Raw genomic sequence first — 6,214 nt, 5'->3', positions numbered from 1 at the left:
AGCTCGGCGCCAAGACGATCTTCGGCAGCGCATCCTGCAGCCGGCCCCTCAACGAGATCCCCGTCGATTGCCTCGGCGTCAAAACCGGATCGGTGGTCGCAACGGTGCTCATGGAATGTCATCTCCTTCCCGCAATCGGCCCCGCATGATATCGGGCATGATCGGCTCTGCATCATTGTCCGGGCATGATCATCCCGCATGATCGGCGCGGAGCCTGAAGCTTCCCCGCCAAGCAGGCGGGGAAGCATTTGTCATCACACTGGTCTCAGCGGGCGTCGTCGATCGCCTGGACGAGCTGCTTGACGGCTTCGTCGGAGGTCTTGATCTGGCCGTGTACGAACTTCGAGACGACATCCTTATAGGCATTGGCGATCGCCGGAGGAGCGCCATAGCCTTGCGCCAGCGAGCCGAACAGCGTGCCGCCTTCGTTCGCTGCCTTCAGGTCGGCGATGCCCTTCTTGCCGCAAGCGTCGAAGTCGGTGTCGGGAACGTCGGTGCGAGCCGGCACCGAACCCTTGACGACGTTGAAGGCCGACTGGAAGCTCTTCGACAGCGTTGCGGTCGCCAATGCCACCTGGGCCGCCTTGCGGTCATCAGGGACGTTGAACATGCCGAACATGTCGGAGTTGTAGACCACGCTGCCGTCGGTGCCGGGGAAGCGGTAGCACAGGAAGTCGGCATCCGGCGTCTTCTTGGCAGCGACGAATTCGCCCTTGGCCCAGTCGCCCATCACCTGCACCAGCGCGTCACCCTTGATGACCATGGCGGTCGCCAGATTCCAGTCGCGGCCCGAGAAGTTCGGGTCGACATATTTGATGATCGTGGCGAGGTTATCGAACGACTTCTTCATCGTGTCGGACTTCAGCGATTCCTCGTCGAGGTCGTTGAAGGCCTTCTTGTAGAACTCCGGACCGCCGGTCGACAGCACGATGGAATCGAACATCGTCGCTTCCTGCCAGTTCTGACCGCCAAGCGCCAGCGGGATGACGCCGGCGGCCTTGGCCTTGTCGAGCAGGGCGATCAGCTCGTCGAAGGTCTTCGGCTGAGTGCCGCCGATCTTCTCCATCACCGCCTTGTTGATCCACAGCCAGTTGACCGAGTGGACGTTGACGGGAGCGGCAACCCACTTGCCGTCATAGACCGAGAACTTCTGCAGGGCTGCCGGAACCGACTTGTCCCAGCCTTCCTTCTTCGCCGTCTCCGTCAGGTCGCCCATGACGCCGGCCTCGGCATAATCGAGCACGGTATAACCCAGCATCTGCGAGGCCGTCGGATAGGTGCCGGCCGCAACCATCGCCTTCAGCGCCGTCATCGCCGCATCGCCGCCACCGCCGGCAACCGGAACGTCCTTCCAGGCAAACCCTTCCTTGGAAAGATCCTCCTTCAAGACGTTCAGTGCCGCTGCCTCGCCGCCCGACGTCCACCAGTGCAGCATCTGAACTTCCTTGACGTCAGCGGCTTGGGCCGCATTAAGGCCAGCCATCATCACGGCAGCAACAGCTGCCGAGCTCAAAAACTTGTTCATGAATTTCCTCCCATTGAAAATTGGCGGCAGGACCCTCCCGCCGCCCGATGTTTCCCACCTTGCAGGTGGGCAACACACGGCCGCGCTCCTCCGCGCGGTTAACAATTTAAAACGTTATAAGGCCTTGGTCGTCAAGTCCTTTCTCGACTCCCGAGAAAAATATGGTTATTGTGGCATCCAATTGAATTATATGATAATTTCAGAATTGCTAACGGAACGATGGCCGCATGCTGCGGCAGCGCATCAACAATCCGGACGCCGAGAATCTTCAGCTCCTCCTGCCGCCGCAGATCGACCTTCCGGTCGGGTAGCCGCTCAGCTGTGACGGCCGACATTTAAAACTGTTTCCATGGCGCGTGATTTGTCCTAGAAGCACCGCGTAATCCGGTCGCAGCCCACCCGGTCAAAACAAGGGATCCAAAATATGAAAACCATCGTCGTCTGCTCTGGCGGACTGGACTCAGTTTCGCTTGCCCACAAGGTAGCAGCGGAAAAACAGCTTATCGGTCTCGTCTCCTTCGACTACGGCCAACGGCATCGCAAGGAACTCGACTTCGCCGCCAGCTGTGCCGTACGCCTTTCCGTTCCTCATCATATCATCGACATCGCCAGCATCGGCGGTCATCTCAGCGGATCGGCCCTGACCGACAATGTCGAGGTTCCGGATGGCCACTACGCCGAGGAGACCATGAAGGCCACTGTGGTGCCCAACCGCAATGCCATCATGCTGGCAATCGCGTTCGGTTTGGCTGCCGCGCAAAAAGCAGATGCCGTTGCCGTCGCCGTGCATGGCGGCGACCACTTCATCTACCCTGACTGCCGGCCGGGCTTCATCGATGCCTTCCAGCGCATGCAGAACGAAGCGCTGGACGGTTATGCCAGCGTTAAACTGCTTGCCCCCTACGTCGATGTTTCCAAAGCGGCGATCGTGGTTGACGGCGAAAAACACGGCACGCCGTTCTCGGAAACCTGGTCCTGCTACAAGGGCGGCGAGCTCCACTGTGGGCGCTGCGGAACCTGCGTGGAACGCCGTGAAGCGTTCCATCTTGCCGACGTCCCCGATCCTACGGAGTACGAAGACCGGGATTTCTGGAAGGCGGCCGTGTCGCGATACTCGGCCACGGAGGTGCGTTGATGTACCGCATCACCAAGGAGTTTCATCTCTCCGCCTCCCATCAATTGGATCACCTGCCTGCCGAGCATCAATGTGCCCGGCTCCACGGTCACAACTACATCGTCGTCGTCGAGCTGGCTGCGGAAAGCCTGAATGACGACGGCTTCGTTCGTGACTATCACGACCTCTCGCCGCTCAAGCGCTATATCGACGAAACTTTCGATCATCGTCACCTGAACGACGTCTTCGGTCATTCGAAAGTCACCTCCGAGTTCCTGGCAAGGCACTTCTACGACTGGTGCAAGCAGCGCTTCCCTGAGACATCGTCCGTTCGCGTCAGCGAGACGCCGAAAACCTGGGCGGAGTACAGGCCGTGAGTGGCGGAACCATTCGCGTCAGCGAGATCTTTGGCCCGACCATACAGGGTGAAGGCGCCTTGATCGGGCTGCCGACGGTGTTCGTGAGGACAGGCGGCTGTGACTACAGATGTTCCTGGTGCGACAGCCTTCACGCGGTCGACAGTGCGTTCCGGAATCAGTGGATTCCCATGTCGGTCGAGACCATCTGGCAGGAGGTCATGAAACTCTCCGGAGGCAAGCCACTGACGGTTTCCCTTTCCGGAGGCAATCCGGCGATCCAGCCCTTAAGGCCACTGATCGAGCTCGGCCACACGCAAGGATATCGCTTTGCACTGGAGACACAGGGGAGCGTCGCCCAGGGCTGGTTTCGCGATCTCGACACCCTGGTCATCAGCCCCAAACCGCCATCGAGCGGAATGCTGACGGATTGGGATCAGGTGGATAACTGCCTGCAACTGGCCGCCGGCGGACCGGAGGTCGCATTGAAGGTCGTCGTCTTCGACGAACCCGACTACGCATTCGCCCAGCAGGCGGGTCAGCGCTATCCGCAAATTCCCTTGTTCCTACAGCCGGGCAATCATACGCCGCCGCCGCCCGAAGACGACGATGCGCGCATCGATCTCGATGGCGTGATGGATCGGATGCACTGGCTTGTCGAAAGGGTGACGGCCGACCAATGGTTTGAAGTTCGCGTACTACCGCAATTGCACGTGCTGCTCTGGGGAAACAAACGAGGAGTATGAGGCCGCCTGCACTGAATTATGCAGCAACACGCTCCGGAAAGGCGAAAACATCGACGGGCTCTCCAAGCCCACGCAGCGGGAAGGTGCCGAGACTGTCCATATCTTGCGCGCAGCCCGCCATTTCGACGAAGGCTCGTGACAGGAGCACCGGACGCTTGACCTCCTTGGTCAGGCTTTCCAGCCGCGAGGCGACGTTGACCGCCGGGCCGATTACGGTGAAATCCAGGCGCGTACGCGAGCCGATATTGCCGTACATGACATCGCCGACATGCACCCCGACGCCATAACGCAGCGGTTCGCGCCCCATGCGCACGTGCTGGTCGTTCAGCTCAGCCATCGATGTCTGCCCTTCGCGGATCGCCTGCAGCAGATCGAGGCAGGCGGTTTCCTTGGCTAACGGGAAGATCGCCAGCAATCCGTCGCCCATGAATTTCAGGATCTCTCCGCCATGCCGTTCGATCGGGTCCGACATGGCGTCGAAATAGTCGTTGAGCAGATGGATGACATCGTCGCGCGGCCAGAGATCGGAGATTGCGGTAAAGTCGCGCAGGTCGCAGATCATGATCGCCGCACCGACGGTCGCGCCGCTACCGCGCGTCGTGACGCCCGACAGGATCTGTTCGCTCGCATGCGGTCCCACATAGGTCTGCAGCAGTGTGCGCGCCATGATATTCTTCAGCCTGATTTCGCTGACGAGAGTTAATGCCGGCAGCAGGTCGCGCAGGAAATCGACATGCTCGCTGGTAAAACCGCCCGGGCGGCTGGTGGAAAATGTCACGACGTGCCGCTTGCCGAATGTATGCTCGAGGGGCCAGGCGATATACTCCATAAGGCCGTCATCGCGCAGTTCCTGATAGAATGAACCCTCGTCGCCGTCGGTTGTGCCTTCCAGCCGTTTGCGCACCTCCTTCGAACCCTGATGGATGGCGTTGACGGGACTGTTCAGAAACTCCGGCGTGTTTTCGATACCATAGGCAAATGTGTCGATCTTCGCTTCCGCGAGGCCTTCTTTCCAGAGAATGCGGGCACCTACCCATTGTGGATGGTTCGTCCTGAAATGCAATGTCGCCCGCGCCACCGGCACCCCTGCCGCCAGCAGCTTCTCGCACATGTCCACCAAAATGTTGTCGATGAACCGCTCGCCGCGCGTCTCATTCACCAGCCAGTCAAGAATCCGTCGTCTGCGGATCGGCCAGACACCTTCACCCGCTTCGACGGCAATCCCGGCCTTGTTCAAAAAAGACGACATCAAAAACTCCCGCTACGCCGCATCATCGGCGAGGACTAAATCTAGTTTCCGCTGAATGTGGGCGATGAGAGAGCAAATGATAAGAGGCAGACGGCGATCAAGCCTCAGAAATCCCAGTCCTCGTCCTCGGTCGCCACCGCCTTGCCGATAACATAGGAGGAACCGGAGCCGGAGAAGAAGTCGTGGTTCTCGTCGGCATTCGGCGAAAGCGCGGACAGGATCGCCGGATTGACCTTGCAGGCCTCAGCCGGGAACAGTGCCTCATAGCCGAGGTTCATCAGCGCCTTGTTGGCATTGTAATGCAGGAATTTCTTGACGTCCTCGGTCAGCCCGACGCCGTCATAGAGCGCCTCGGTATATTTCGCCTCGTTGTCATAAAGCTCGAGCAGCAGCTCGAAGGCGAAATCCTTGATCTCCTGCTTCCGCTCGTCGCCGAGCCGTTCCAGCCCGCGCTGGAACTTGTAGCCGATATAATAGCCGTGCACCGCTTCGTCGCGGATGATCAGCCGGATCATGTCGGCTGTATTGGTGAGCTTGGCGCGGCTCGACCAGTACATCGGCAGGTAGAAGCCGGAATAGAACAGGAAGCTTTCGAGGAAGACGCTCGCAACCTTTTTCTTCAGCGCATCGCCGGAGCGATACTGCTCCATGATCAGCGCCGATTTCCGCTGCAGGAATTCGTTCTCCTCCGACCAGCGATAGGCATCATCGACATCGGGCGTCGAGCACAGCGTCGAGAAGATCGAGGAATAGGATCGCGCATGCACCGCCTCCATGAAGGAGACGTTGGAAAGCACCGCCTCCTCATGCGGCGTTACCGCATCCTCCATCAGCCGGATGGAACCGACGCCGTTCTGGATCGTGTCGAGCAGCGTCAATCCGGTGAAGACGCGGATGGTCAGCTGCTGTTCGGCCGGCGTCAGCGTCGCCCAGGAGGGAATGTCGTTGGAAAGCGGCACCTTTTCCGGCAGCCAGAAATTGCCGGTGAGCCGGTTCCAGACCTCGAGATCCTTATCGTCCTCGATGCGGTTCCAGTTGACGGCGCGCACGCGCGAGGCGGGTTTGATTTGCATGTTCATTAGGTGGTCCCTCTTGAGGAATATGTCTGGGCGCCCCCTCATCCGCCTGCCGGCACCTTCTCCCCGCTGGGGAGAAGAGACTTGTGGCAGCGTCATCCGCAACCAAATCCCCCTCTCCCCAGCGGGGAGAGGGTTAGGGTGAGGG

7 protein-coding genes and 1 pseudogene are annotated in these 6,214 nt (G+C 59.7%); 3 read left to right on the top strand and 5 right to left on the bottom strand.

Going from position 1 to position 6,214, the window contains the following annotated elements; all coding sequences use genetic code 11:
* From BS630_RS37815 to BS630_RS36315, 3 genes and pseudogenes are all read right to left on the bottom strand, one after another.
* Positions 1-112: pseudogene (locus BS630_RS37815) on the bottom strand (sugar ABC transporter permease); the annotation flags it as partial.
* 153 nt (positions 113-265) lie between these two features.
* On the bottom strand, positions 266-1,525 hold the full coding sequence (locus BS630_RS04465; RefSeq protein ID WP_077976454.1) for an ABC transporter substrate-binding protein: 1,260 nt from the start codon (positions 1,523-1,525) through the stop codon (positions 266-268).
* A 131-nt stretch (positions 1,526-1,656) separates the two neighbouring features.
* On the bottom strand, positions 1,657-1,860 hold the full coding sequence (locus BS630_RS36315; RefSeq protein ID WP_131643092.1) for a hypothetical protein: 204 nt from the start codon (positions 1,858-1,860) through the stop codon (positions 1,657-1,659).
* A gap of 89 nt (positions 1,861-1,949) precedes the next feature.
* Here BS630_RS36315 and queC point away from each other — a divergent pair, with 89 nt between their 5' ends.
* Genes queC through queE form a run of 3 tightly spaced genes read left to right on the top strand, consistent with a single transcriptional unit; the run spans position 1,950 to position 3,741 of the window.
* Positions 1,950-2,660 carry a 7-cyano-7-deazaguanine synthase QueC gene (gene queC, locus BS630_RS04460; protein ID WP_077976453.1) on the top strand — a complete coding sequence of 237 codons (711 nt, stop codon included), beginning with the start codon at positions 1,950-1,952 and terminating at the stop codon, positions 2,658-2,660.
* Positions 2,660-3,016 (top strand): 6-carboxytetrahydropterin synthase QueD, encoded by a 357-nt coding sequence (gene queD, locus BS630_RS04455; RefSeq protein ID WP_025396142.1) that lies wholly within the window; start codon positions 2,660-2,662, stop codon positions 3,014-3,016. The genes queC and queD overlap by 1 nt, the downstream gene beginning before the upstream one ends.
* Positions 3,013-3,741, top strand: coding sequence for a 7-carboxy-7-deazaguanine synthase QueE (gene queE, locus BS630_RS04450; RefSeq protein ID WP_077976452.1), 729 nt, complete (start codon positions 3,013-3,015; stop codon positions 3,739-3,741). Before queD ends, queE begins: the two co-directional genes overlap by 4 nt.
* A 16-nt stretch (positions 3,742-3,757) precedes the next feature.
* Here queE and BS630_RS04445 read toward each other — a convergent pair whose 3' ends face one another.
* Both BS630_RS04445 and nrdF read right to left on the bottom strand, forming a co-directional pair.
* Positions 3,758-4,990, bottom strand: coding sequence for an adenylate/guanylate cyclase domain-containing protein (locus tag BS630_RS04445; RefSeq protein WP_077976451.1), 1,233 nt, complete (start codon positions 4,988-4,990; stop codon positions 3,758-3,760).
* A gap of 104 nt (positions 4,991-5,094) precedes the next feature.
* The gene (gene nrdF, locus BS630_RS04440; RefSeq protein WP_077976450.1) at positions 5,095-6,069 is read right to left on the bottom strand and encodes a class 1b ribonucleoside-diphosphate reductase subunit beta; all 975 of its coding nucleotides are present in this window, start codon (positions 6,067-6,069) and stop codon (positions 5,095-5,097) included.
* Positions 6,070-6,214: the final 145 nt, after the last annotated feature.

Source organism: Rhizobium laguerreae (assembly GCF_002008165.1).
In the GTDB taxonomy this organism is placed as follows: domain Bacteria; phylum Pseudomonadota; class Alphaproteobacteria; order Rhizobiales; family Rhizobiaceae; genus Rhizobium; species Rhizobium laguerreae.
Note: the sequence above shows the minus strand (reverse complement) of the source record. Positions and strands in the feature narration are given on the sequence as shown.